Source organism: Vibrio sp. MA40-2 (assembly GCF_047302445.1).
Taxonomy (GTDB): domain Bacteria; phylum Pseudomonadota; class Gammaproteobacteria; order Enterobacterales; family Vibrionaceae; genus Vibrio.
Window position 1 is genome coordinate 2,277,853 of record NZ_CP178628.1, and the last position, 24,806, is coordinate 2,302,658.

Genomic DNA, 24,806 nt, shown 5'->3' on the forward strand with positions numbered 1-24,806 from the left:
AGCAATTTTCCGTAACTCTTTCAATGTTATTTAATCATTTAATGAGGTGGCAATTGCCACCTCTATGGTAGGTTATATTATGGTCAGTATTGTGATTGTGTCTCACAGTAAACAGCTTGCAGAAGGCGTATTAGAGCTTGCCCAACAGATGTCTCAGGGAAAAGTCGTCATGACGATCGCCGCAGGTGTTGACGATCCGGACAACCCAATAGGTACAGATGCGATTGCAATCATGACGGCCATCGACGAGGTTTTTTCTACTCAAGGTGTTTTAGTTTTGGTTGATATGGGGAGTGCGATTCTTAGTACTGATATGGCATTAGAGCTTCTAGAACCAGAGCAGGCCAGTGTCGTCCACGTTTGTGCTGCCCCTTTAATTGAAGGAACAATGGCGGCCTGTGTCGCTGCGGCTGCAGGTATGCCGATGCAGCAAGTTATTGATGAGACCAATGGCGCGATTGTGGCTAAATATCAATTGTTACAGCAATCATCCGCACTCGCTGGCGCTATTGGTACTCCTGAACATTCAGAGTCTACTTCCATTACGTTGGAAGATTCTGTTATTGAAGATGAGCAGGTATTGACGTTTTCTTGGCAAGTACAAAATCCAAATGGGATTCATGCTCGTCCAGCTTCAGAGATTGTTACTTTAGCGTGTGATTATGAAGCAAAGACGTGGCTAGTAAATGGTGACAAAGTTGCTAATGCACGCAGCCTAAATAGTGTGGCTTTGTTGACTGCAAAACAAAACGATACCATAGCTTTTAAAGCTCAAGGTAAAGATGCGCAACAGGCTATAAATGCTTTTTCTAGTTTGGCTGAATCTCACTTTGGAGAGTCTTTAGATACAGCCTTAATTCCTCAACAAACCTCTAATGATCATAAAGTTCCTCTAGCTAACGTTGAACCACAACAAGAGGGTTCAATGGTTGTAGGTATTGCCGCTTCTGATGGTATTAGCATCGCACCAGCGCTGTGTTATAGAACGGCAATGCCACCCGTTCCGCAACGCGAGATCTATGGGTTAGAGAGTGAAATGAACCATTTAACACGAGCACTTGAGGCCGCACATGTTGAATTACAAACTTTAATCAATGACGTTTCAACTAAAGTATCGCTATCAGATGCTGAAATATTCAAAGCTCATCAGCAGATGCTTTCAGATCCTGAATTAATAAATCAAGTAAAAAATAACCTTATAGATAGCCAAGTTATCGCTGAAAAAGCATGGATCGACGCGATTAACCAAATGGCTGATGCTTACAACCAAACCGGCGATTCTTACCTTATGCAACGTGCCAACGATATTTTTGATATTGGTCGACGTGTTATGCAAATAATGGTAGGTGAACAGTCGTCGAATATCGTATTAGAACAAGCCAGTATTTTATTTGCTAGTGATCTATCGCCATCCGATACTGCTCAACTTGACCCCAGCTTAGTGAAAGGTTTGTGTCTTGAAAAAGGTGGCAATACATCTCATTCGGCCATCTTAGCGCGGAGTCTCGGTATTCCTGCAGTCGTTGGAGTTGATAGCATTTTAGAGCAAGTACAAGAAGGGAGCGAAGTGATCCTTGATGGATATAAAGGAACCATTTGCTTAAATCCAACCCGCACTCAATTAGAAAAGAATAGACAACAGATAACTGAAAATCTAGCAAAACAACAACAAGATCAAGCAGTAGCACAGCTTCCGGCAGTTACGAAAGATGGCAAGTGTATCGAAGTCTTCGCTAATATAGCAACATTAGAGGATGTAGATAAAGCGTTGGAAAATGGAGCAGAAGGGGTAGGGTTACTGAGAAGTGAGTTTTTGTTTATGGATTCAGCTCAACCACCAACCGAAGAGCAACAAGTTCGTTTCTATTCTAAAATAGCGCAGAGTTTCGAAGGCAAAACAGTCATAGTTCGCACACTCGATATTGGTGGTGATAAACCTCTACAATATTTACAGCAAAATAAAGAAGATAATCCATTTTTAGGGTGTCGTGGTATACGTTTATGTCTGAAAAATAGTGATGTATTTAAAACTCAACTTAAAGCCTTACTAAGGACTCGAGCGCAGTTTGACAATATTAAAATAATGTTTCCAATGATAGCAACAGTAGAAGAGTTACTCGATGCAAAATCAATGATAGCAGATATGCATCAACAGCTCACATTACAGGGACAGGCATCATTAATTCCTGCAATTGGTATTATGATAGAAGTGCCAGCTGCCGTAGTAAATGCAAAACATTTAGCACAGTATGTCGATTTTTTTAGCATAGGAACCAACGATTTAACGCAGTATGTTATGGCCGCGGATAGAGGAAATGAATCAGTTGCTTATCTAACATTAACTCACCAACCTGCAGTATTGAATATGATACAAACCGCGGTTAATGCTGCTCATTCTGAAAGTATTAGTGTTGGAGTGTGTGGGGAAATGGCAGGCGATCCGAGGTTAACTTCACTATTAGTTGGTCTTGGTGTTGATGAATTAAGTATGAGCTCTGTAAGAATTGCGGCAGTTAAAGCCCAGGTTCGAACAACTAACTTCGTAACCTCTATAACATTAGCGGAAAATGTTTTAGTCTCGGCGACACTTGCAGAAGTCGATTTAAAAGTAAAATCAAACGAATAAATGATTATCGATAGTAGCGATAAATATTCGTTTCCCTATTTAGTCACTACCAAATAGTGGTTAAATGGGGTAACTTAGTTGCATAAGTGAACCTAGTTAGAAGGTAAGTATGTTTGAAACCGTTGTAGGGATACTCTTTCCTGTTTTTGCGCTAGCTGCGGTTGGATTTTCGGTTGGAAAATGGATAAAACCAGATTTTGGGCCTATTAATCGTCTCAATATGGAAGTCTTTGTCCCTGCGATCGTTTTTTCATCCTTAGTTACCATGCCTCTTGATTCTTCTCAGATTCCATTATTAACAGCATCATTTATTGCGGTATTGCTACCTGGTATCTTAATTTGGCCTATTTGTCGTATCGCCAATTTAAAATATAAAACTTGGGCTCCACCTATAATGTTTCGTAATAGTGGAAACTTAGCGATTCCTTTATTTACTTATACATTTGGGGAGTCAGCACTAGCCTCTGCGGTACTATTGTTTGTTGTGTCCGCTTGTCTTCATGTTAGCGTAGGTTTGCTGTTACTTAGTGAAGGCAATCCATTTAAGCAAGTTGTTAAAATGCCGGTTTTTCTCGCTTCATTAATAGCGCTTACTTTAAATTTAAGTGGAGTTGGGATCTGGAACCCATTATATGAAGCAACGGCATTATTAGGTCAAGCTGCTGTACCTGTTATGCTGGTGTCCTTAGGGTCGCAAATGTGTAATATACAATTGAGCGGATTGAGAATTGGTTTGGGTTGTACTTTATTATCAATTGCAGTTGGCGCGATATCGTTCGGTATGATTTATTATTTTGTGCCATTACCTACCTTACAGCTTCAAATGATGGTGTTATTTACGATGCTTCCGCCTGCGGTAATGAACTTTATGTTTGCTGAACGGTTTAATGTTGAGCCTCAGAAAGTTGCGTCAATGGTTTTGTTTAGTAACTTTTTTTGTGTTCTAACCTTGCCACTTTTACTTACTTTTGCTCTATCTTATATAAAGTAAATCTTAGTATTTAGAATGTATTTATAGGAGTGGTCGTGTGCTTTATTTAACCATTAGGTTAGATTTATACACGAATAACGACTTTATTTGATTATGTATTGGGAGTGATAAACGAATGCAGTTTTCAACAAGAGTGTGGATGAAATATTCCTTGTTATCAGTACTAGTTCTTTTGTTAGGTGGATGCCTTGGTATGCCGGCTAAAGTCGAGCCAGTAATGGACTTTGAAGTAGAGAAATATATGGGGGAATGGTATGAGATTGCTCGATTAGACCATTCGTTTGAACGCGGCCTTACCCAAGTTAGTGCCGAATATACGTTACAAGAAAATGGACGAGTTGACGTAGTAAATAAGGGATATTTAGCCTCTAAGGACGAATGGAAAGAAGCAGAAGGTAAAGCATACTTTGTCGACGCTCAAAATGAAGGATATTTGAAAGTATCATTTTTTGGACCATTTTATGGTTCATATGTTGTTTTTGAATTGGAATCAAATTATCAATACGCCTTTGTTTCTGGACCTGATACAGATTATCTATGGTTGCTATCCAGAACAAAAACAGTCAGTGATGAGATATTAGCGAAGTTCAAGCGTATGGCTACAGAGCGTGAATTTGATCTAAGTAAGCTTATCTATGTTGAGCAATAGATGTTTATGTTGTTTCTTTTTATAAGGACAGGCACCTTATGAAACAAACTAACCGTTTACATTAAAAAATAAATTATCGCTCGAAAGGCGATTAATCATTTATCTGCTCTCAACGTATTTCCGTTATATTGGTTGCGATACCTAACATAGGAAGCATCCATGACCACTGCAAGAAGCCAACAAGTTAGTATTGACGCCACACCTTATTATCACTGCGTTTCTCGTTGTGTTCGCCGCTCTTTTCTATGTGGTTATGATGCCTTTTCACAAACAAGTTACGAGCACAGAAGAGACTGGATTGAATCTCGTATCAAAATGCTCGCCACTGTCTATTGTATCGATATTTGCGCTTATGCGGTGATGAGTAATCACTATCACCTTGTGGTGCACATTAACAAAGCCAAATTGGATGAATTAACTGATAGTGATGTTATTCAGCGTTGGTCTCAACTTCACACCACACCAGACATCATAAAACGATTTATGGGCCATGATTTGAAAGGGAAAGCTGAAATCAGCTTAGCGAATAAGATAATTCTGCAATGGCGAGAGCGACTCTATAGTTTGAGTTGGTTTATGCGTGAGCTAAATTTTGATATCGCTTTGAAAGCGAATAAAGAAGATAATTGCAAAGGCCACTTTTGGGAAAGTCGATACAAAAGTCAGGCTTTGCTCGATGAAAAAGCGTTGCTTGCTGCAATGGCTTACACTGACTTGAATCCCGTCCGTTCAGGTACCGCTAAAGCCCTCGACACCTCTGATTACACTTCAATCAAAAGTCGATTAAAGGGGCTTTATCAACAACAACCCACCGAGCCGAATTTATTTCCTTTCGTTGGCAGTATAAACGGCAAAATTAACGCCGGAATACCATTTAGACTGATGGATTATATAGAGTTGGTTGAATGGTCAGGCAAAAGATTGAAAAAAGGCAAAGCGAGCTTACATCTGTGTACTCCGCCTATTTTACAAAGGTTAAATCTAACGGATAAAGATTGGTTAATTGCTTGCTCTGAGTTAGAGAAACAACGAGCCATTTTAGTTGGGTGCAGACAAAGTTTTCCATCAGCTCTACCTAAATTACGCCGAAGTCGAATACGTGGATACCAGTTAAGTTAAATAAATATTGAGAGCATTACTTTATAAGAATTTTTATATTAAAAGATTAACGGAAGATGACTAACAGTGTCTGCATACTTAAATTATGGCAGAGTAATCATTTCGAGTAAGTCAAACTACCAATTAATTGAACTTCCCTTCTTTCGATCAAATACTGTTTTGAAATACATATAGTTAGTCATTTGAAATCAAGTTTATAAAGGATTGAAGCCTTAACTAGGAGATAATATGTCTATTGCTCGTATACGTCCTTTTTTGTTATTAGTTAGCATGCTAACGATTTCTTCGATAAGCTGGGCAAGTAAAGGAATATTAGAAATAGTCACGTATCCCGGTGATGCTCGTATTTATATTAACGGTCAGCGTAAAGGTAATTCTCCCGTTAGTCCTAAGGACGTTTTTACGATAAAACTTAAGGAGGGCGGATATAAAATAGAAGCCGTAAAACCAGATGGTACAAATTACAATCTATTTGGAGAAAAAGTGGATGTTTTTGTGTCGGATGATTCAAAGCAAATCATCAAGATTAAATTATCTGAACGTGTGGTTTCTGATATGTTTCGCCAGAAATTAGCAATGAAATATTTAGGAAGTATTCCCGAACCAGAAATGGTGGATATTCCTGGTGGTAGTTTTGAAATGGGCAGTACAAGATGCTGTAGTAGTGAAAAACCAGTACACAAAGTGACTATTTCGGCATTTCAGATGAGTAAAACTGAAACCACTTTTGAGCAATGGGATGCTTGTGTTGCCGATGGTGGGTGTGACCATTACCCTGATGATGAAGGGTGGGGCAGAGGTCGTCGACCCGTTATAAATGTAAGCTGGGATGATGTTGATAGTTATGCACGTTGGTTAAAGCAAAGAACAGGTAAGAATTATCGTATACCAAGTGAAGCTGAATGGGAATACGCGACACGGGCTGGCAGTTCAACGCTTTATAGTTGGGGTGACCAAATAGGTGAAAATAAAGCGAACTGCTCCGATTGTAAGAGTCAATGGGATAATGACAAAACGGCTCCAGTTGCCTCTTTTGATGCGAACGCTTTTGGGTTGTTTGATATGCATGGAAATGTATGGGAATGGACTCAAGATTGTTGGAAAGGTAATTACAAGGGGGCTCCAATAGATGGACAACCTTGGTTCAGTAATAATTGTGGGCGTCGTGTTCTTCGCGGCGGTTCTTGGAGCAGCAAACATTTATCCTTACGTTCGGCTGCGCGCATCGATCATTATATTGGTTCACGATCTCGATATAATCATAATGGCTTTCGTCTAGTTAAGGCCAAATAAGCGAAAATAAGTGAAAAATAAGCGGGACAGGACAAAATAAGTGGGACAGGCACTTTAAAATAAAAATACCGATATTATAAAATGACCTTGCCTACTAGCATTAGACATTCTAATTAAAGTTATTATTTTAATATCTAAGGTTGCACTCCTTACAGTACTCGTAATAAATCATTGATATTATAAGGTGCCTGTCCTTATAGTAAGTTACTCTGATAATCCATTATCTAAAACGGCGAAGCCCCAGATGTTGGTAGCATCTGGGGCTTCTAAACTTTAGACTTTTCGAATGGTAAGTTCGATAGTCTCTATGCAAAAAGTTGGCTTTTATCCTAACAATTCTGTGGTAGCAGAATTAGATACGGATGAAGTCCATGTGCTCAACTTTTGGCTTAAATGCGTGACGTTGAACATCTTGTGGCTTAACCTTAACTTCTGCGCCGTCAATCACTAGAGTGATTTCTTCGTAGAATTCTGGCTTATCCATTTGGTGGATAACGTCAGAGTGTTGAAGTGCGATAGAAACTGGTGCTGCTTCACCACCGTAAACGATTGCTGGGAATTGGCCCGCGTGACGTAGGCGGCGGCTCGCACCCTTACCTAGTTCAGTACGTACTACTGCTTCGATTTTCATAGTATTTACTCTCAAATTAGTAAAAAATTAGTGTTGTTTATCAGCATAGCGACCTAGCCGATAATGCATAACGCGAAACTAAACCTAAGGGTTACATGTTCGCGAGCGCGGATACTACCATTCCTGCCATTATCGGGCAATAGAATCGAGCTCAGTTTTTCTATTAAATGGAGTATTACGCGTTAATTTTACAAATTAAAGATAGCTGGATGAAAATTCTTAATACTTGAATTTATCTATTTTAATAAGATCGGTTTTAGTTAACTTTATTTAGGCTGTAATTCATCCTCAAAAATTTTGTCTCTTATCTTCCAGAAACGTCCCGATTTTCTGGCGATAATAAACAGCGGCAATCGAAAGCGATGTTGATTTTCGACTACCTTGCTAGGAGATGATTCATTAAATGGTCGATGCCGATCGGCTAAATGAGGCCTTACAAATTGCTGAGAAAAACGTTTTTTTTGACTCTTAGTAGAGAGAGCCCAAAATTCGTGTACTTGAGTATTGTTATCCCCGATATAGCTGATTTTTAACTGATTTTTGCCTGATTTATCTTTAATTATAGAACATTGCATATCTCGACATTCAAAGACTAGTGCATCCTTTAGGTTGAGTGCTTCTTTTAATTTTTTATCAGGGTCAACTAAGGTTGCATCACATTCATGGCATATACGTGCTGCAATATCATTGTCTGCACCACATTCATTGCAATATTTTGCTCTAAATCGATAGCCACAATGTTCTCTGGTTCCATCTTCTTGTTCGAAATAACCTTGGCAGCGGCGGCCATAGTGTTCTAACAGAAAACCGTTATTATCAAGTTTGCCCCAAAAATTGTTGTTAAATCCACAGGAAGGACAAGGTATTGTGACAATGTCACTTTCTGAGTCTGGCTTAGTTGTACCTACTTCGGGTTGATAGAGGTCGTAATTGTTACCCGCATAATCTAATATCAAGCATTCTGTTTTTCCGGGTGACAATCTTAGTCCACGCCCTACAATTTGCTGATATAAGCTGACTGACTCAGTAGGACGTAGAATTGCGATTAAATCGACATGTGGTGCGTCAAAGCCGGTTGTGAGCACCGATACATTGACTAAAAATTTGATTTGTTTATTTTTGAAGTTCTGTATTATTCGGTCGCGATCTGGACTAGGTGTATCACCAATGACCAATTCCGATTGGTTTTCTGGTAGGAGTGAATGAATCTCCTGTGCATGACGTACTGTTGCGGCAAAAATCATTATACCTTGTCTATTCTTACCTATCTGAATAATTTGCTGGACAATTTGTGGTGTAGCGCGTTTCGCATTTTCAATCACCATATCCAATTCTGATTCTTTGTATCGACCGGTGTTAGCCGGTTTCAACGTAGAAAAGTCATAACTTAATACGGGTGCGTCGATCATTTTTGCAGGTGTTAGAAAACCCTCATCAAGTAAATAACGTATTGGTAGTTCGAAGATACAGTCTCGGAAAAAGCGACTGTCCTCACAACGGATTTGACCTCGAGTATGATATTGATAAATCCATCCCATACCTAAACGATAAGGCGTAGCGGTTAAGCCAAGCACTTTTATCCCAGGATTAAGGTCTCTTAAATGAGAGATGACTTTCTGATAGCTACTTGTTTGTACATCTGGAACTCGATGGCACTCATCAATAATCAATAAAGAAAATTGATTAGCGAAAGCGTCAAGATTACGCACGACAGATTGAACGGATGCGAAAACAACCTGTTGATCGGTTTCTTTTTTACCTAAACCAGCAGAAAAAATCGCACCTTTTTGTCCGTACCCTTCGTATTTCGCGTGGTTTTGTTCTACCAGTTCTTTTACATGGGCGAGCACTAATACTCGACCTTTTGCTAAACGCGCTAATTCAGCGATAACCAAACTTTTTCCTGCACCGGTTGGTAATACAATAACCGCTGGTGATGTATGCTTTCTAAAGTAGTGAATAACGGCTTTCACTGAATCAGCTTGATAAGGTCGAAGTTTATACATAAAAGGAAAAGTGTGAAATTGTTCAACTATTTAGTAAAGATCTCTATAATACCGCACAAGCAACAGAAGAGGTATGCATGCGTTTAGATAAATTTTTGTGTGATGGATTGGGTGCAACACGTAAAGAAGCAACCAAAATCATTAAAAGCGGCGATGTAACGGTTAACAACGTTATGGTTAAGAGTGGTGCTCATAAGGTCACTGACACTTGCGTTGTGGAGTGGCAAAACCGAGTGGTTAAAGTTCATGGCCCTAGATATATTATGCTATTCAAACCGGATGGGTATGTATGTTCGCATGAAGACGGTTTTAATCCGACTGCGTTTATTTTGCTGGATGAAGTTAAAATGGAAAACCTCCATTTTGCGGGTCGTCTAGATGCAGATACGACAGGGTTAGTTTTGATTACTGATGATGGCAAGTGGTCGCATAAAATCACATCACCCAAGCATAAATGTGAAAAAACGTACCGCGTCTGGCTAGTAGATGAGATAGGAGAGGATTACGTTACTCAGTTTGAGCAAGGTATTGAATTGAGAAATGAGCGAGAGCCAACCTTGCCAGCGAAACTAGAAGTGATAGATAGCCATCAAGCGCTGTTGACTATAGTGGAAGGAAAATATCACCAAGTGAAACGAATGTTTGCTGCCTTGGGTAATAAAGTAGAGCAGTTGCATCGAGAGCGAATAGGGGACATTGTATTAGATGAGCAACTAGAACCTGGAGAATATCGTTATTTAACCGAACAGGAAGTAAATTCGGTTTGGAATTGATATTTGTATGATAATAGAACTTTAAATAATACTATGCTCAGACCAGCTACTTATTAAACTGTGTTACTATCAGACAATATTCTTACATGTCGCATTTTTGTAGAGCTTTGTTGTTTGGTAGGTACATTAACATAGGTAAATAGACTATCAAATCCCGGCTGTTTTAAAATAATGCTCTTTAAAATCACCTTTCTTTTAGGCGAATATTCTAGTGTTACATGATCCTCACCGCAAACTAAGTAAATTTGGAGTCATATGACAAATAGCAACACCACCCAATTAAGCCTGTTAATGTTCATTATATTGGGTGCAATTGGTGCATTGACACCTCTGGCTATTGATATGTATTTGCCTGCTATGCCGATTATAGCGAAAGAACTTGGTGTTAATCCTGGCGCAGTTCAGATCACGTTAACTATGTATACCGCTGGATTTGCTCTTGGGCAGTTACTACATGGGCCACTTTCAGATAGTTTTGGTAGAAAACCAGTATTAATTGTTGGCATATTATTGTTTGCTATTGGTTCAGTAGTTTGCGCCACTACATCAGATATCGAATCGTTGACCTATGTGCGAGCAGCTCAGGGTTTTGCAGGTGCTTCAGCCGCGGTTGTTATTCAAGCTCTGGTCCGCGATATGTTTGAGAAAGAAGATTTTGCACGGACCATGTCCTTTGTCACACTGGTTATTATGGTTGCACCGCTTATTGCGCCAATGTTGGGTGGACACTTAGCAGAATGGTTTGGCTGGCGTTCTATTTTTTGGGTATTAACATTGGTCTCTGGCTTTGTTATTGCCGCCGTGGTTTGGAAAATTCCTGAAACGCTGGCTCCAGAAAATAGACAAAAATTACACATTCGAACTACTTTACATAATTATGTGCGCTTGTTTTTAAACCCAGTAGCGGCGGGGCTGATGTTTGCTGGGGCGTTCTCTTTTGCTGGTATGTTCGCTTTTTTAACCGCAGGATCGTTTGTTTATATTGACATATACGGCGTCGAAACTGCTCAATTCGGTTATCTATTTGGTTTGAATGTGGTTGGTTTAATTATTATGACCACTATTAACGGACGAATAGTAAAAAGGGTCAGTTCGAAATGGATGCTATCATTGGCGATTATGACTCAGCTCGTGGCTGGTATCGGCCTATTTTTTGGTTGGTTAATGGATATTGGTTTATGGGGAATTGTCCCATTTACGATGCTTTATATCAGTATGATGTCGACAGTAGGCAGTAATTCTATGGCAATCTTATTATCTGCTTATCCAAGTATGGCAGGTACGGCATCTTCATTGGCTGGAACATTAAGGTTTGGCGTTGGATCTATTGTAGGCATCGTGGTGGCGATGTTACCGAGTGATAGCGCTTGGCCAATGATTTTATTAATGACAATGTGTGCAGTATCGTCTGCCGCATTTTACTGGTTTTTAGGACGAAAGGCTTAATGGCATTATATTCAGTTGAAATACAAAATGTTGTCAACTCTGCTCTAGATGAGATAGAGCAGCAACATACCAAGGGTAAGCTTGCGAATACGCCCGTTAGTAATACGCATTTTTTATTGCGATGGGTGACACTAAGTCTAAAAAGTCAGCGTTTTGATCGATGTGTTCGTGATGACCTGGTGCGTTGGCAAAAGATGGGAAGAAGCAAAGGGACTCAATCTGATTTGATGTCTAGGTTTAGCAATATTTCAAAATTTTATGGCAAGTTAGTTCCAATTGATGCCGATCCTAAACAGATTACCGATGCTGATATTGAAGCATTTCTAGAGTTGATGGAGAAAGCTGATTGGGGAGTGAGCACTGAATTTGAATTAACTGAAAAAATTCAAGTCTTTACCGAAGGGGATAACTCTTTTCTCTTATGCGCAAAACAATGTGATGATTGTTTTGACGGCGGTACAGAATTGGTCAAACCGATGAGCTTTTTTGTTCGTGGCCACCATGCTGAATTTATTCGGCTAGCCAGTGAATTTGGCTTTATGCTTCACAAACGTACCGACTATAAGTCTTTAGTGAAGTATCACGGAGAATATCTAATTTATCCTAAAAATCAAGGGATACAATTGGCAGAAATTCCGCTCGGTTTTCAGTAAGACTGATTGGTTTTTAGTCGCACGTATTGACGTATCTCCAGCTTAACTATTCACTTTTCAGTATCGGTCTTTTTAATAAGGCCTATACTGACTAGGCTTTTTTAACAATGGTTTTTACCATCCCTTTAAAAATAAACAGATGCGCCGGCATCATTGCGAACCAGTATAATAAGCCTCGAAACCCTTGAGGATGCCACCAAGCCCTTACGTCTAACTCTCTATAGTCTCCATGATCTTTAATACTGCATTCTAAACGACCTAAACCGGGTGCTGTCATCCCAAAAAGTAGGGATATAAATTGATTTTGTTCGCAGCGGATCACTTTCCATGAATCAATGTGATCGCCTACCTTGAGTTCGTCACCTGCAGGGTAACGACGCTTTGGAAAACCACCGCCAACGAATAAATCTAGCCATTCTCTTATTCGCCATAGAATGTTAGCAAAGAAATAACCTTCTTTTGGGCTACCGATTTGTTTAACCATTTGCCATAATTGTTCTGCTGTTTTAGTGGTTTTAATTGTTGCACCCGCATTTTTAGCATAATAACCATAGCCTGCTTGCCAACGGTTTAGAGCTGCAGAGTCAAATCCCCATACATTACTTCGAATAAATTCGCCTTCTGATTCGATTGAGCGGATTACTGCTTGTTGGTAGGAAATTAGATCTTGAGGATATTTTTGGCGTATTTTCTGTGAGTCTGCAATGTAGTCGTGTGATAATCCTGCTAGTAAAGCACGACCAATATTAGAGGGTACAGAAGTAACTAAACCTAACCAGTAGGAAGCCATTTTTGGCGTTAATAGTGAAGTAGACCACAAGCGAAATGGATGATTGATAGCTCTACATATAACAGCAAATTGTTGACGATAACTAATAATATCAGGTCCACCAACTTCATAATATTCGCTTTCAGTTGGACACGCGTCGACCTGTGCAAGTAGGTAATGATTAAGGTTGTCTAAAGCAATTGGATTGGCTTTGGAATCTACCCATTTCGGGGTGATAAGGATAGGTAAATTATAGGTGAAATCTTTCATTATCTCGAATGCCGCCGAGCCAGAACCAATGATAACACCTGCTCTTAATTCGGTAACGGGAATATTGGTTTGTTTAAGAATCTTACCGGTTTCTTTTCTAGCGATCAGGTGAGCAGAATTACCCGATTGTGGCTGTATAGCACTTAGATAAACCACATGTCTAACACTGCTGTTAATCAGTGCATCTTTAAAGTTAACCGCAAGAGATAATTCGTAATCGAGAAAATCGTGTCCATGAGCCATGCCATGAACAAGGAAAAAAACCAAATCGTGCCCTTCAACTACCTCGTGTGTAAGCTGTTTATCGACTAGATCAACGTAGACCGTTGTTAGGTTGTCATGGTGAGGAATACGAGCTTGTATATATTCGATTTGTCTAGCCGCAGCCGTTACTCTGTGTCCTTGTTCTAGTAGCAAAGGAACGAGCTGAGAGCCAACGTAACCAGAAGCACCTAATACCAATATATTTTTGTTTTTCATAACAAGTATCTTCGTTCCTTTTCGTGGTGATTAACCAATAATCAGAGTAGAATAGCCAAGCCGTTTTCATACTAATATTTAGTCTAACATCCTTTAGACATTGTGGCTTTGTTACTCACTCATTCATTTCGTTCCTTACGAACTTTGATTTTGTTTTTTATGAGGTTTTATGACCAACACCTTATCACTAGTTTATAAGTATACTAAGGGCAACTTTCTTCGACAGTTGTTAGCCATCGCTTTACCCATTGCTGTGCAAAATATTATGTTTTCTAGCCGAGGTTTGGTTGATGTGCTGATGCTTGGTCAATTGGGTGAAGCCGATATCGCGGCGGTAGGAGTGGCGAGCCGTGCGATGTTTGTCACTACTATCATGTTGGTTGGAGTCAATACAGGCGGAGCATTGTTAACTGCCCAGTTCTGGGGGGCAGGTAACAAGGATGGTGTAAAAGAAAGTACCGCGTTAACTTGGATAATTGCCAATTTATTTGCTTTATTGACAGTCGTTCTATTTATCCTTTTTCCCGAAAATGTGATGAGCTTAGCGACTGATTCTCCAGAGGTCATCGCGTTAGGAAGTCAATATATTGTTATAACGTCATTCAGCATGTTTGCAGTGGCATGTGTGAGTAGTATGGCTGTTGGTTTAAGGGCGATGCATCGCCCTGGTGTCAGCACGTTTTTTAGCGGTATTGGTATATTATCTAATGTGTTCCTTAATTGGGTACTTATTTTTGGTCATTTTGGCTTACCTGCGATGGGGATTAAAGGGGCGGCAGTTGCAACGGTGCTTAGTGGCGCGATAGAAGTCATTTTTTTATATGGATTTTTGTATAAGAAAAACTACTTGTTGGCATTTAGAATTAGCGATATAAAAATAGCTTTTTCGACAGAAAAAATTTCTCGCTTTCTCAAGCTGTCTTTACCTACTACGCTTAACTTCTTTACTTGGGCTGCGGGCATATTTGCTTATCATGCCATTATGGGACAAACCGGAGTACAAGGTTTAGCGGCTCTTTCCGTTATGACGCCAGTTGATTCAATAGGTATCAGCTTATTGATTGGTACATCAAATGCTGCTGCGGTATTAACCGGCAATCAAATAGGGGCAAAACACTATGAAGCGGTATATTATCAGTCAGTAGGGGTATTACTTCTTAGTATTGGTTTAGGTTTTGTCACCGGTTTGCTGCTGTTTACGATTCAAACACCAATTTTAGATTCATTTAGTGCGCTGACTGCTGAGACCAGAGCACTAGCTGACAAATTTATTTTGATCCTTAGCTTTGGAATGGTGATTCGATCGATACCACTCACGCTCGTCGTTGGTGTTTTAAGAGCTGGAGGCGACGTTAAATATTGTCTGTTTCAAGATGTTGCCACGCAATGGTTTATCGGGATCCCGCTAGCAGCGTTTGCGGCTATTTATTTGGGATTACGCCCCGAACATGTATATATGTTTTTTTTACTGGAAGAATTTATTAAATGCTTCAGTGCAATTTATCGATTGAGAAGTCGTAAGTGGATACGCAATTTGATAGACAAATAAAAGTAAGACGAGTAGATGGATGAATAAACTTTGTATTAGCTATTTTTGATAGTGTTCAATTTAAATTGAATGGTTTTGAATCTATATCATTCTTGTATGATAAATTTCTTTAAAATATGTGATCAGATTAGTAAAATACTTCCGAATTGTGGGCTTTTAGTGTACCTTCACTAGCCCAATTATTTGATATGAGTGTGAGTGTAAATGCTAGACCTGTCGGACTTAAGTAAAGGCTATGTAGATGGTGGAGAGTTTCATCCAGTATTACAAGGCGCCAATCTAAAGTTGGAACAGGGAGAACAGCTTGCACTTATGGGTGAAAGTGGCTCGGGTAAAAGTACACTACTCAACCTGATTGCAGGTTTAGATTCTGTGGATTCTGGTGAAATTTGGTTTCCTAATTTTCCTATGCACAGCAGCTCTGAAGTAAAAAAAACCGCTTATCGAAGATATAATATTGGTCATATATTTCAACAATATAATCTTCTTCCTACACTTAATATCGCCGATAATATTCGGTTTTGTCGACAACTTAAAGGCCAACCTGAAGATAAAGAATTGTGGCGACAAATATTATCAGCTCTGGATTTAATGCCGTTGCTTGGTCGTTATCCTGAAGAGGTATCCGGTGGTCAGCAGCAACGTACCGCGATCGCGCGAGCTCTTTATATGGAACCGAAACTGTTACTTGCCGATGAACCAACGGGGAGTTTAGATGAAAGAAATGCAGAAGCGGTGATGAGATTATTGACTCGTTTGGCTCGAGAGCTTAACTGCACGCTTTTGTTGGTGACTCACAGTGAAACAGTTGCTCGACATATGGATGGGTGTATCCGTCTTCAAGGAGGGCAATTGCATGTTATGGCCCGTAGTTAAAGCTCTACTGGGACATTATAGAAGACACCCTTTACAATTGTTGCTCGTTTGGTTTGGGCTTACGTTAGGCGTGTCTGTTTTTGTTGGTGTTGCGGCGATTAATCAACATGCAAAAGAGAGTTACCAGCACTCTGAAATACTTTTCACCAATCCATTACCCTATAGAATTACACCAAAATACAGTGCAGATAAAATCCCTCAAGGATTTTATATTCAACTTCGTCGTGAAGGTTTCAATCAATGTGTGCCGTTTGACAATGTAAAACTTGAGACACAAAGTGGCCAAGATCTTTCGCTAGTCGGAATCGATCCCTTTTCACTATTAGGTTTAGCTTCTCTACAAACCACAAATGACGTATCGATATTACAGTTAACAGAACCTAACCGACCATTATTAATGTCGTCAGAATTAGCGGAATACTTAGGCAAGAAAAGTGGCGATTTTATTCGGTTAAGTAATGGAAACAAAATTGGCCCATTGATACTGGATCATAATGAGTTTATTTCTGGTACGCGGTTATTGGCCGATATTTCCAAAGTAAGAGAAACGACTAAAGAAGGCGGTTTTTCATTACTCGCGTGCGAAAATATGCCCCAAGAGAAATTAGATACTCTCAGGCGTATTTTACCTAACGGCATGACGTTGTCGAAAAGTTCTCGCGTGGAATTAGAGTCGCTTACTCAGGCGTTTCATTTAAACTTATCTGCAATGGGAATGTTAGCTTTTGTTGTTGGTGTGTTCATATTCTATCAAGCAATGTCGCTTTCGTTTATTCAGCGACAAACGCTGGTCGGTGTGATGCGTCAAGCGGGCGTTTCTGGCTGGCATTTAACCAAAGCATTAGCACTAGAACTTTTACTATTTATATTTGTTGGTTGGTTTTTTGGTAATGTATTTGGCTTAATGTTAGCTAATAAACTAATGCCATCAGTATCGACTACCCTAGCCGATCTTTATGCAGCCAACATATCTTTGACCGTTGACTGGAATTGGCAATGGAGTAAAGATAGCTTGATAATGGCTATCTTAGGTACAATGCTCGCTTGCAGTTGGCCGCTGGTACGTTTGGTTAGAACACCGCCGATACGGCTTTCTTCTAAGCTTTCCCTGGTTCGATTTGCTGGGCGTGAATTTGCTTGGCAGGCGATTGCCGCTAGCGTTTTCTGTTTTGCGGCGATTGGAGTATATCAATTACCTGCAACACCAATGCTCGGTTTTATTATTGTTGCTTTGCTTTTGTTAAGCGTCGCGTTGTTCATGCCTTTTGTTATTTTTGAATTGTTTACTGCGTTTTCATTTTCTCTACGCTGGACTAAAGTACGTTGGTTTTTTTCTGATGCGGCCTCCAGTATGAGTTTTAGGGGCGTTGCTGTTATGGCTTTCATGTTAGCAATGTCAGCCAATATTACAGTAGAAACCTTAGTTGGCAGCTTTAGAGCAACAACAGAAAACTGGTTAACCCAAAGACTCGCCGCGGATATTTATATTTATCCTACTAAAAGTTCTGCTTCACGTATGAGTAACTGGTTAGCTAACCAACCTGATGTTAAAGATGTTTGGTGGCGTTGGGAAATAGATATAGCCACTAAATCAGGCGTACTTGAAGTGGTAAGTACTGGTAATAGTGAAGGTGAACAAAGTTCTGTACCAGTCAAGATAGGCATTCCAGACTATTGGTATCATTTGAATCACTCTAAGGGTGTGATGATAAGTGAGGCAATGGCACTTAAAGAACGAATTCGTCCAGGAGACAAGATACAACTAGGTAGTTTATCGGCTGACAAATGGCAAGTTGTTGGTGTGTACTATGATTATGGTAACCCTTACAATCAAGTATTGATGTCACAAACAAACTGGATTAGTCGATTTGGCGGTCAGGGTAATATTGGGCTTGGTGTTATCGTTTCTGAAAAGACAGATACCGCTGCTTTAATCGAAAGATTAAGGGCTAATTATGCTATCCCTGTAGATCGGGTTTTGCAGAATAAAAATCTTCACAACCAAGCAATGCGTATATTTGACCGTACGTTCGTGATAGCAGACTCTTTGGGAAATTTAACACTTTTAATCGCTGTTTTCGGTATTTTCTTTGCGACGTTAGCAGGTGAAATATCTAAGCAACGAAATACCGCTTTATTACGTTGCTTTGGTATTTCAACGTTTGAGCTAATTGCTTTGAGCGGTATTCAGTTATTTCTATTTGGTCTGATTTCAGCCATGGTTGCAATGCCGTTAGGGTTGTCCTTGGCAAAAGTGATGGTTGAAGTGGTGTTAAAAGAGTCATTTGGTTGGACGATGCCACTTTATGTTATTCCATGGCAGTACTTGAATACGTTTGCTTGGGCGATGATAGCACTTGTTATTGCAGGGATATTGCCCACTTTAGGGATGATTAAACGTACTCCGATGAAATCTTTGCGAGACGCATTATAAACATGAAGCCCATTATCACTATCAGGTCACTCGCGACATTATCTAAGCGAATAAAAATCATTATTGTATTATCGATAGTGTGCTTAGTTGTGGTGGTTGCCGTATCGAATTCTATTTTTTCACAAAAAAAATCAGCCATCCAGACAATGAAGTTAACCTTTGTATCTGACAATAAAGTTGTATTCGAACCGGTATTGCCTGATATTCCCGTTACACTGCCAGACGATTTTGCCTTTCATAATCAATTCCATGACGATGAATGGCAATATTTTGCTAATTTAGTTGGTAATGATGGTAAAGAATATACGGTTCAATGGAATTATTCACGTATATCCCGAGATGACAAACCGGGAAGAGGGTGGAATAGTTCACAAATTTATTTGTCCCAAACAATAATTGTTAGCAAGGATAAAGTCTGGAAGCAACAGCGTATTGCTCGAGGCGGTATTGGGCAAGCTGGATTGCTAGTGAAACCATTTCGACTTTGGATAGACAATTGGAGTTGGCGTTCGGTAAATGAGTCACCTCTCCCTGGTACTTTAATGATTAACAGTGATGAGTTTTCAATTCAATTACACTCGTCAGCGAAGACGCCATTTATATTGAATGGTGAAAATGGCTACCTTGCTCAACATGATTTATTGCCTCTAGCTTCGTATGGTTTTTTTGTACCTTCTATAAAAGCAGCGGGAAGATTAATACTAGGTGATACCGTTATAGATGTGAATGGACAAGCCTGGCTTAGCAAAGAGTGGAGCAGCAACGGATTAAAAGCCACCAATCCGCGACAGGTCAGAATCAGTCTTCATTTAGATGATGGCAGAAGCTTGCAAATAAACCAATCTAGACTGTCTCATTACCCTGCTTATGCATATGGGGTACTCATTAACAAAGATGGCTCAACAAGTCTTTTGTCAGATAATGATATTTCTATGCTAGCAACCAAACCTTTCATTTTAGAAAATGGGCAATCCTTACCAGTGGAATGGAAAATTAATATTGCTAGGCTTGGTATTGAAATGATCATTTCTCCTCAACATACGGATATGTGGCATGCTTTTTATAACCCATATTGGCAAGGCCCAGTGTTAGGATCAGGAACAATAATGGGCAATGGAGTACTCAAAATTACCGGTTTTTAGTCATTTTATTACGGAATTTTAATTCACATTTATACCTTATCTTACCAAAGCATCGGAAATACCGAACTTATTCATCTAAACAATCGATTATTCTTTCGTTATTTCTTTATATAAACTACCTTTATTGTTATTAAAAGAACTTATCAAATATACTGAGCCAATTGGGCCTTCAACAACGTTTAAACAATTGGTGTAACAGTTCGTTAGAGGAAAGCAAATGAGTGATACAATTCGCGACTTTTTTAAGATGGAATCAGCAGGTGGAATACTATTAGTTATTGCAGCAGTAATTGCTATGGTAGTGGCGAATACAGGGTTAAGTGATCTCTATTATTCGGCTTTACATTCATATGTTGGTGGGATGTCAATTTCTCATTGGATAAATGATGGGTTAATGGCGGTTTTCTTTCTTTTAATCGGTTTAGAAGTGAAGAGAGAGCTATTAGAAGGAGCTCTTAAATCTAAAGAGACTGCTATTTTCCCTGCAATAGCAGCGATAGGTGGTATGCTCGCACCAGCATTAATTTATGTACTATTTAACTATTCAGATGCGCAAGCGATACAAGGATGGGCAATTCCAGCAGCAACAGATATTGCTTTTGCTTTAGGGATTATGGCGCTGCTAGGTAATCGTGTTCCAGTTGCGTTAAAAGTATTTTTACTTGCGTTGGCGATTATAGATGATCTTGGCGTTATTGTTATTATTGCACTATTTTATAGTGGCGAGTTATCTACTTTAGCGTTAACTATCGGCTTCATTATGACTGGTGTGCTATTTTTGATGAATTCAAAAAATGTAACCAAGCTGACTTACTATGTGATTGCCGGGCTTATTTTGTGGGTAGCAGTGTTAAAATCGGGAGTACATGCGACTCTAGCTGGTGTGGTGATTGGTTTCGCTATTCCGCTGAAAGGAAAACCAAATGAACATTCGCCTTTGAAACATTTAGAACATGCATTACATCCGTATGTTGCGTTCTTAATCTTACCAATATTCGCTTTTGCAAATGCTGGTGTTTCATTAGCGGGAATTTCATTATCTTCATTAACACCTATGTTGCCAATCGGTGTTGCATTAGGTCTATTAATTGGTAAACCGCTTGGTATATTTAGTTTTAGCTGGGTTGCGGTTAAAGCGGGTGTCGCGAAATTACCTGAAGGCGTCAATATGAAACATATCTTTGCGGTTTCTGTGCTTTGTGGTATTGGTTTTACTATGTCAATATTTATATCGTCATTGGCATTTGCAGGAGTGAGTGAAGAGTTTGATAAACTTGCTCGCTTGGGTATTCTAATAGGGTCAACGACGGCTGCTGTACTAGGCTATATGTTACTTAAATTGACCTTACCTAAAAAAGCGTAACTTGCAGAACTTATTTTTTAGAAATTGATTGGGATAAAATAGTGTTTAAGCCCTTGAGCCTTATGGTTTGAGGGCTTTTTATTTGCTCTTCTTAAATTTTGCTGTTGTAAAAGATAGTCCTTTTGCCGAAAAAGCCCCAAAAAAAAGCCCAACTCAAAATTAGTCGGGCGATACAAACATAGGAGTTAATAAGAAAAAGCAGTATGAAGTAACACAGTAAGATAACGAGTTTATTACTACCTAAACTTAACGATATTCTGCTTACTACATATCTTATGACCAGCAACATTCAGGACAGTTCAAAATAAATATCAATATATTTAGCTCTATGGGCAATTATCATAAATGTGATGTTGCATGCTTGTTAATATTGTTTAGAGGATGTATATTTCAAACAGTTGTTTAATACGGTTGATTGAAATGAATCAAAAGAATAAAACTAAAGACAAAATATTAGATGTTGCAGAGACCCTGTTTGCAGAACATGGCTTTAACGATACATCATTAAGAGCAATTACCAGCAAGGCTAATGTGAATTTAGCGTCGGTCAATTATCACTTTGGCGATAAGAAGACTTTAGTAAGAGCGGTGTTAGATAGATATTTAGAAGCGTTTATGCCTGCGGTTGGTGAAGAGCTCGACCGATTGTCGAAAGAGCAACAATATTCTATGGAAGATGTTTTTTCCTGTTTGCAAACGCCATTACTAAAACTTGATGAATTAAGACCGTCAGGGGCGTCACGATTTATGTCCTTAATTGGCCGCGGTTATACCGATGTACAAGGTCATTTAAGATGGTTTATTACCACTCGTTACAGTGGTGTTTTATCCCAATTTACCGATCTAATCATTAAAGCTAACCCCAATTTATCAGCTGAAACACTTTTTTGGCGTTTACATTTTACTCTAGGTACCTGTGTTTTCACGATGGCCTCAAGTCAAGCGTTATCGGAAATCGCGTTTAATGATTATGGAAAGGCTGTCGATTCATCGGTAGTGATTAACCAATTGATACCTTATTTAGCGGCCGGCGTAGCGGCTAAATAAAATAATGTAATTAATAGCAACAACAATACTAATAATAAAAATACAAAACTAAATAATAACGGACCCTATAGAACAAAAGGATCAAGCTATGTGCTCTCTACGTAGAAAATGGGTAAGCGACCCAGCATTTAAAATGTTTAAAAAACTATTACCACCTTTGTCCGATACCGAAAAGGAAGCAATGGAAGCAGGAAGTGTGTGGTGGGATGGTGAGCTTTTTTCTGGTTCTCCGGATTGGAAAAAGTTGCACAATTACCCTAAACCTTCATTAACGGACGAGGAGCAATCCTTTATTGATAATGAAGTTGAAACGCTACTTGAAATGCTAGACGACCACCAGATTGTTAAGGTAGATAGAGATATGCCCAAAGAGGTTTGGGACTATATACTGAAAGAGCGTTTTTTCTCTCTTATCATTTCAAAAGAGTATGGAGGAAGAGCGTTTTCTGCGCATGCCAATTCAACGATTGTTTCTAAAATAGCCACGCGAAATAATAGTGCAGGGGTCACTATTATGGTGCCAAATTCATTAGGGCCAGGCGAATTGCTTTCCCATTATGGTACGCAACAACAAAAAGATTACTGGTTACCTAGATTAGCGGATGGACGTGAAATCCCTTGTTTTGCACTAACGGGCCCAGAAGCAGGTTCAGATGCAGGTGCCATTCCAGACCAAGGTGTTGTGTGTATGGGCTACCATGAAGGTAAAGAAGTCCTTGGAATGCGCATTAGTTGGGATAAGCGTTATATAACCTTAGCACCTGTTGCAACCGTTTTGGGTTTAGCTTACAAGTTACAAGATCCAGATGGACTATTGGGAGGTGAGGTGGATCTAGGTATTACCTGCGCGTTAATTCCCACCGACCACGTTGGAGTGGAAATAGGCGAAAGACATGACCCATTAGGACTCGCGTTTATGAATGGGCCAACACGTGGTAAAGATGTGTTTATCCCTATGGATTGGGTGATTGGCGGTCAAGATTATGTTGGTAAAGGTTGGCGAATGTTGGTGGAATGCTTATCTGCTGGGCGCGGTATTTCATTGCCAGCGATGGGAGCAGCAACTGGGCATCTAACCTCCAGAACAACGGGCGCATATGCGTATGTTCGTAAGCAATTCGGTTTATCTATTGGCAAATTTGAAGGCGTAGCAGAAGCGATGGGACGAATTGGTGGGCTCACGTACATGCTAGAGGCGACACGGACGTTAACAACTACTTCACTTGATTTAAAAGAAAGGCCTGGCATTGTAACAGCCATCGCTAAGTATCATATGACAGAGATGGCTCGTACCTTATTAAACGATTCGATGGATATTCATGCCGGTCGTGGTATACAACAAGGGCCGATGAATTACTTAGCCAATCAATATATTGGTGCGCCAGTTGCTATCACGGTTGAAGGTGCCAATATACTGACTCGCAACCTGATGATTTTTGGTCAGGGTGCCACTCGTTGTCATCCGTATGTATTAAAAGAAATGGAAGCGGCTGCAAATCCAGATCAACAACAAGGTGCTGATGATTTTGACCAGTTATTATTTAAACATATCAAGCATGGCATAAAAAACACCTTTGGAGCATTGTCAGCAGGTCTTACAGGATCGGTATTCATCAAAACACCGATGAGTGGCCCAACTAAGCAATATTATAAAGACTTAACCCGAGTCAGTCGTGCGTTGGCGTTAAGCTCTGATGTGGCGATGGCAGTTTTGGGAGGAGGATTAAAACGTAAAGAAATGATATCTGCACGGTTAGGAGATGCGCTTAGTTATCTCTATATGGCTTCTGCTGTTCTTAAAAAATATGAAGATGAAGGGCGTCAGAACAGTGATTTAATTTACGTAGATTATGCAATTCAACACTGCTTGTATAATGCCACTACCTCTTTACAGCAAGCCTATGCGAATTTCCCTAATCGTATTGCAGGGCGATTATTGAATACGTTAGTTTTTCCTGTTGGAAATCACTTCAATAAACCAGCGGATGCACTATCAGTTAACATTGCTGAGTCTTTGATGACTCCTGGTAAACAACGAGATCGTTTGACTCATTTGTGCTACGTGGGTAAAACAGAAGATGATGCCGTTGGATTGATAGAACGAGCCTTTAACAAAATGTATCAAATTCGCGACTTAGAAAAGAAACTCATTCAAGGCGTAAAAGAAGGTAAAGTGGTCAGAAAAGGACCATTAATAGAACGGCTACAGCAGGCGTTGGATGCTGGTGTTCTGAGCCAACAAGAGGTGGATCAAGTTAACGAGGCAGAAACATTGCGTATAAAAGCAATACAAGTTGATCATTTCAGCCATGATTTTTCTGAAATAAGAACCCACAAAGTAATCGAGCCAAAATTAGATAGTGTGGCATAACTTCTTTGATGGTGTTTGTCTAACTGGAGCATCTAGTTTAGGTGCTCCAGCTGGTTGTATTTATCCACACCGATCACATCGATAACTAGATGCCTCGGCTATGTTCATTTATTTCCTAAATGCAATGCTAATCATTTTGGGTATACTAGCAATACCTGATTTAGCGCATTGACCGGTTGTGAACTACTCCAACCACTTCATATTTAATCACAATTTGTGAGAAAATTGATGCGATTTGTTTATTATCCTTTTATCCTACTCAAAATATTTGCGGCAACATTATTTATCGTTGCCTTAGTCTTACATTAAAGGACGCTG

Annotated in this window: 18 protein-coding genes; 15 read left to right on the forward strand and 3 right to left on the reverse strand. The window is 39.6% G+C overall.

The genetic code is table 11. The annotated features are described in order from the left end of the window. The first annotated feature begins 79 nt into the window (after positions 1 to 79). From ptsP to ACLKML_RS18020, 5 genes are all read left to right on the forward strand, one after another. Positions 80 to 2,626, forward strand: coding sequence for a phosphoenolpyruvate--protein phosphotransferase (ptsP, locus tag ACLKML_RS18000; protein ID WP_413284355.1), 2,547 nt, complete (start codon positions 80 to 82; stop codon positions 2,624 to 2,626). A 109-nt stretch (positions 2,627 to 2,735) separates the two neighbouring features. Continuing rightward, positions 2,736 to 3,617 (forward strand): AEC family transporter, encoded by an 882-nt coding sequence (locus ACLKML_RS18005; RefSeq protein WP_413284356.1) that lies wholly within the window; start codon positions 2,736 to 2,738, stop codon positions 3,615 to 3,617. Between the two features lie 139 nt (positions 3,618 to 3,756). Further along, the gene (locus tag ACLKML_RS18010; RefSeq protein WP_413285925.1) at positions 3,757 to 4,266 is read left to right on the forward strand and encodes a lipocalin family protein; all 510 of its coding nucleotides are present in this window, start codon (positions 3,757 to 3,759) and stop codon (positions 4,264 to 4,266) included. Between the two features lie 159 nt (positions 4,267 to 4,425). After that, entirely contained in the window at positions 4,426 to 5,385 is a 960-nt protein-coding gene (locus ACLKML_RS18015; RefSeq protein ID WP_413284357.1) for a transposase, read from the forward strand. 228 nt (positions 5,386 to 5,613) lie between these two features. Beyond that, the gene (locus ACLKML_RS18020; RefSeq protein ID WP_413284358.1) at positions 5,614 to 6,678 is read left to right on the forward strand and encodes a formylglycine-generating enzyme family protein; all 1,065 of its coding nucleotides are present in this window, start codon (positions 5,614 to 5,616) and stop codon (positions 6,676 to 6,678) included. A 352-nt stretch (positions 6,679 to 7,030) separates the two neighbouring features. On the opposite strand, the gene rplY is transcribed toward ACLKML_RS18020, so the two are convergent. Together rplY and ACLKML_RS18030 are read right to left on the reverse strand one after the other, a co-directional pair. After that, positions 7,031 to 7,309, reverse strand: coding sequence for a 50S ribosomal protein L25 (rplY, locus tag ACLKML_RS18025; RefSeq protein WP_317716615.1), 279 nt, complete (start codon positions 7,307 to 7,309; stop codon positions 7,031 to 7,033). A gap of 266 nt (positions 7,310 to 7,575) precedes the next feature. Then, positions 7,576 to 9,315, reverse strand: a complete 1,740-nt coding sequence (locus ACLKML_RS18030) for a DEAD/DEAH box helicase family protein (RefSeq protein WP_413284359.1) — start codon at positions 9,313 to 9,315, stop codon at positions 7,576 to 7,578. Between the two features lie 77 nt (positions 9,316 to 9,392). Here ACLKML_RS18030 and rsuA point away from each other — a divergent pair, with 77 nt between their 5' ends. The 3 genes from rsuA (at position 9,393) to ACLKML_RS18045 (ending at position 12,187) form a co-directional block, all read left to right on the forward strand. Next, positions 9,393 to 10,088: a 16S rRNA pseudouridine(516) synthase RsuA gene (rsuA, locus tag ACLKML_RS18035; RefSeq protein WP_413284360.1), complete on the forward strand. Its 696-nt coding sequence runs from the start codon at positions 9,393 to 9,395 to the stop codon at positions 10,086 to 10,088. 255 nt (positions 10,089 to 10,343) lie between these two features. Then, the gene (locus tag ACLKML_RS18040) at positions 10,344 to 11,534 is read left to right on the forward strand and encodes a Bcr/CflA family multidrug efflux MFS transporter (protein WP_413284361.1); all 1,191 of its coding nucleotides are present in this window, start codon (positions 10,344 to 10,346) and stop codon (positions 11,532 to 11,534) included. Further along, positions 11,534 to 12,187, forward strand: coding sequence for a DUF2913 family protein (locus ACLKML_RS18045; protein ID WP_413284362.1), 654 nt, complete (start codon positions 11,534 to 11,536; stop codon positions 12,185 to 12,187). The genes ACLKML_RS18040 and ACLKML_RS18045 overlap by 1 nt, the downstream gene beginning before the upstream one ends. Before the next feature lie 91 nt (positions 12,188 to 12,278). Here ACLKML_RS18045 and ACLKML_RS18050 read toward each other — a convergent pair whose 3' ends face one another. Then, positions 12,279 to 13,706 carry a DUF2867 domain-containing protein gene (locus tag ACLKML_RS18050; protein WP_413284363.1) on the reverse strand — a complete coding sequence of 476 codons (1,428 nt, stop codon included), beginning with the start codon at positions 13,704 to 13,706 and terminating at the stop codon, positions 12,279 to 12,281. Between the two features lie 169 nt (positions 13,707 to 13,875). On the opposite strand from ACLKML_RS18050, the gene ACLKML_RS18055 reads away from it, so the two are divergent. The 7 genes from ACLKML_RS18055 (at position 13,876) to ACLKML_RS18085 (ending at position 24,488) form a co-directional block, all read left to right on the forward strand. Beyond that, on the forward strand, positions 13,876 to 15,255 hold the full coding sequence (locus ACLKML_RS18055) for an MATE family efflux transporter (RefSeq protein ID WP_413284364.1): 1,380 nt from the start codon (positions 13,876 to 13,878) through the stop codon (positions 15,253 to 15,255). A 204-nt stretch (positions 15,256 to 15,459) separates the two neighbouring features. After that, positions 15,460 to 16,131, forward strand: a complete 672-nt coding sequence (locus ACLKML_RS18060) for an ABC transporter ATP-binding protein (protein WP_413284365.1) — start codon at positions 15,460 to 15,462, stop codon at positions 16,129 to 16,131. After that, positions 16,112 to 18,565 carry an ABC transporter permease gene (locus ACLKML_RS18065; protein ID WP_413284366.1) on the forward strand — a complete coding sequence of 818 codons (2,454 nt, stop codon included), beginning with the start codon at positions 16,112 to 16,114 and terminating at the stop codon, positions 18,563 to 18,565. Before ACLKML_RS18060 ends, ACLKML_RS18065 begins: the two co-directional genes overlap by 20 nt. 2 nt (positions 18,566 to 18,567) lie before the next feature. Then, positions 18,568 to 19,707 carry a lipocalin-like domain-containing protein gene (locus tag ACLKML_RS18070; RefSeq protein ID WP_413284367.1) on the forward strand — a complete coding sequence of 380 codons (1,140 nt, stop codon included), beginning with the start codon at positions 18,568 to 18,570 and terminating at the stop codon, positions 19,705 to 19,707. A 217-nt stretch (positions 19,708 to 19,924) separates the two neighbouring features. Beyond that, positions 19,925 to 21,070 (forward strand): Na+/H+ antiporter NhaA, encoded by a 1,146-nt coding sequence (gene nhaA / locus ACLKML_RS18075; RefSeq protein WP_413284368.1) that lies wholly within the window; start codon positions 19,925 to 19,927, stop codon positions 21,068 to 21,070. Positions 21,071 to 21,490: 420 nt separating this feature from the next. Next, positions 21,491 to 22,117 (forward strand): TetR/AcrR family transcriptional regulator, encoded by a 627-nt coding sequence (locus ACLKML_RS18080; RefSeq protein WP_413284369.1) that lies wholly within the window; start codon positions 21,491 to 21,493, stop codon positions 22,115 to 22,117. Positions 22,118 to 22,205: 88 nt separating this feature from the next. After that, positions 22,206 to 24,488 (forward strand): acyl-CoA dehydrogenase, encoded by a 2,283-nt coding sequence (locus ACLKML_RS18085; RefSeq protein ID WP_413284370.1) that lies wholly within the window; start codon positions 22,206 to 22,208, stop codon positions 24,486 to 24,488. The last annotated feature ends 318 nt before the right edge of the window (positions 24,489 to 24,806 follow it).

Coding starts and splice junctions, on each gene's coding strand:
- ptsP (WP_413284355.1), top strand. CDS start 80: ATGGTCAGTATTGTGATTGTGTCTCACAGTAAACAGCTTGCAGAAGGC.
- ACLKML_RS18005 (WP_413284356.1), top strand. CDS start 2,736: ATGTTTGAAACCGTTGTAGGGATACTCTTTCCTGTTTTTGCGCTAGCT.
- ACLKML_RS18010 (WP_413285925.1), top strand. CDS start 3,757: ATGAAATATTCCTTGTTATCAGTACTAGTTCTTTTGTTAGGTGGATGC.
- ACLKML_RS18015 (WP_413284357.1), top strand. CDS start 4,426: ATGACCACTGCAAGAAGCCAACAAGTTAGTATTGACGCCACACCTTAT.
- ACLKML_RS18020 (WP_413284358.1), top strand. CDS start 5,614: ATGTCTATTGCTCGTATACGTCCTTTTTTGTTATTAGTTAGCATGCTA.
- rplY (WP_317716615.1), bottom strand. CDS start 7,309: ATGAAAATCGAAGCAGTAGTACGTACTGAACTAGGTAAGGGTGCGAGC.
- ACLKML_RS18030 (WP_413284359.1), bottom strand. CDS start 9,315: ATGTATAAACTTCGACCTTATCAAGCTGATTCAGTGAAAGCCGTTATT.
- rsuA (WP_413284360.1), top strand. CDS start 9,393: ATGCGTTTAGATAAATTTTTGTGTGATGGATTGGGTGCAACACGTAAA.
- ACLKML_RS18040 (WP_413284361.1), top strand. CDS start 10,344: ATGACAAATAGCAACACCACCCAATTAAGCCTGTTAATGTTCATTATA.
- ACLKML_RS18045 (WP_413284362.1), top strand. CDS start 11,534: ATGGCATTATATTCAGTTGAAATACAAAATGTTGTCAACTCTGCTCTA.
- ACLKML_RS18050 (WP_413284363.1), bottom strand. CDS start 13,706: ATGAAAAACAAAAATATATTGGTATTAGGTGCTTCTGGTTACGTTGGC.
- ACLKML_RS18055 (WP_413284364.1), top strand. CDS start 13,876: ATGACCAACACCTTATCACTAGTTTATAAGTATACTAAGGGCAACTTT.
- ACLKML_RS18060 (WP_413284365.1), top strand. CDS start 15,460: ATGCTAGACCTGTCGGACTTAAGTAAAGGCTATGTAGATGGTGGAGAG.
- ACLKML_RS18065 (WP_413284366.1), top strand. CDS start 16,112: ATGTTATGGCCCGTAGTTAAAGCTCTACTGGGACATTATAGAAGACAC.
- ACLKML_RS18070 (WP_413284367.1), top strand. CDS start 18,568: ATGAAGCCCATTATCACTATCAGGTCACTCGCGACATTATCTAAGCGA.
- nhaA (WP_413284368.1), top strand. CDS start 19,925: ATGAGTGATACAATTCGCGACTTTTTTAAGATGGAATCAGCAGGTGGA.
- ACLKML_RS18080 (WP_413284369.1), top strand. CDS start 21,491: ATGAATCAAAAGAATAAAACTAAAGACAAAATATTAGATGTTGCAGAG.
- ACLKML_RS18085 (WP_413284370.1), top strand. CDS start 22,206: ATGTGCTCTCTACGTAGAAAATGGGTAAGCGACCCAGCATTTAAAATG.